Origin of the sequence: Phocaeicola coprophilus DSM 18228 = JCM 13818 (assembly GCF_000157915.1) — a bacterium.
In the GTDB taxonomy this organism is placed as follows: domain Bacteria; phylum Bacteroidota; class Bacteroidia; order Bacteroidales; family Bacteroidaceae; genus Phocaeicola; species Phocaeicola coprophilus.
In genome coordinates, this window is record NZ_EQ973656.1 from 1 (window position 1) to 1,596 (window position 1,596).

1 protein-coding gene is annotated in these 1,596 nt (G+C 43.7%); it reads left to right on the forward strand.

Annotated elements, in window-relative coordinates; all coding sequences use genetic code 11:
- Positions 1 to 137: 137 nt before the first annotated feature.
- A complete protein-coding gene (locus tag BACCOPRO_RS16790; protein WP_008145511.1) occupies positions 138 to 1,427 on the forward strand; it encodes an IS1380 family transposase in 1,290 nt (429 codons plus the stop codon).
- Positions 1,428 to 1,596: the final 169 nt, after the last annotated feature.

Sequence of the window (1,596 nt, forward strand, 5' to 3'; positions counted from 1 at the left end):
CCTTAATTCCGCAACACTTTGATTTAACTTTATTTATAAGTTCCTGAGCAACAAAAAGTTGCTCAGGATTTTGCCATGTCAGATTTTTCACTTATCTTAGTGTTGCAAATCAAAACAAGCGTAAATCGTAACAAGACATGGCAAAGGTACAAATAAAATCTGAAAAACTCACACCTTTTGGAGGAATTTTTTCAATCATGGAGCAATTTGACTCCATGCTTTCACCTATTATCGACCAGACACTTGGTCAGAGATGCAGCAGTATCTTCGGATATCAGTTCAGCGAGATAGTCCGTTCGCTGATGAGCGTTTATTTCTGTGGCGGCTCATGCGTGGAAGATGTAACGTCACAACTGATGCGCCATCTCTCGTATCATCCTACCCTTCGTACATGCAGCTCTGATACCATCCTCAGAGCCATCAAGGAACTGACACAGGAAAACATCTCCTATACTTCCGACCAAGGCAAGACCTATGATTTCAATACTGCAGACAAACTCAACACATTGCTTATAAACGCTTTGGTTTCTACAGGCGAGTTGAAGGAAATTGAGGAATACGATGTTGACTTTGACCATCAGTTCCTTGAAACGGAGAAGTATGATGCAAAACCGACCTACAAAAAGTTCCTCGGCTACAGGCCTGGCGTATATGTTATCGGTGACAAGATAGTCTATATCGAGAACAGCGATGGTAACACGAATGTGCGTTTTCATCAGGCAGACACCCATAAGAGATTCTTCGCTCTTCTGGAATCCCAGAACATCCGTGTAAATCGCTTCAGGGCAGACTGCGGTTCCTGCTCGAAGGAAATCGTCAGTGAGATAGAGAAGCATTGCACGCACTTCTACATCCGCGCCAACAGATGCAGTTCGCTCTACGATGACTTGTTTTCACTGAGGGGATGGAAGACGGAGGAAATCAACGGCATCCAGTTTGAACTCAATTCCATTCTTGTTGAGAAATGGGAAGGCAAGTGCTATCGTCTTGTCATTCAGAGACAAAAGCGCATGGATGGAGAGCTTGACTTGTGGGAAGGTGAATACACCTACAGATCCATTCTTACCAACGATTATGACTCATCAACAAGAGACATCGTCGAATTTTACAACAAGCGTGGGGGCAAAGAGCGTATATTCGATGATATGAACAACGGATTCGGCTGGAACAGGCTCCCCAAGTCGTTCATGTCAGAGAACACTGTATTCCTTCTGCTTACGGCATTGATACACAATTTCTATAAGACCATCATTAGCAAGCTTGACACCAAGGCTTTCGGGCTCAAGGAAACGAGTCGCATAAAGGCTTTTGTCTTCAGATTCATCTCCGTACCTGCCAAGTGGATCATGACAGCAAGGCAATACGTGCTGAATATCTATACTGAAAACCGGGCTTATGCAAGACCTTTCAAAACTGGATTCGGATAAAGTCCGTTCCTTATGGTTTTAATCTGCGTATTGCCTCAAGTCGCATTGTGGGGTAAGGGGAAGGTATGCACAAATCGGACAAAATTCACGCTCATACTATCATGATGCATAGTGTTCAAGCTCTTTACTGCAATTGAGATTGCCATTGAGATTGCTTGCGGATTTTAGG

Bases quoted from the DNA above. Each gene is read 5' to 3' on its own strand.
- BACCOPRO_RS16790 (WP_008145511.1), top strand. From the start codon at position 138: ATGGCAAAGGTACAAATAAAATCTGAAAAACTCACACCTTTTGGAGGA.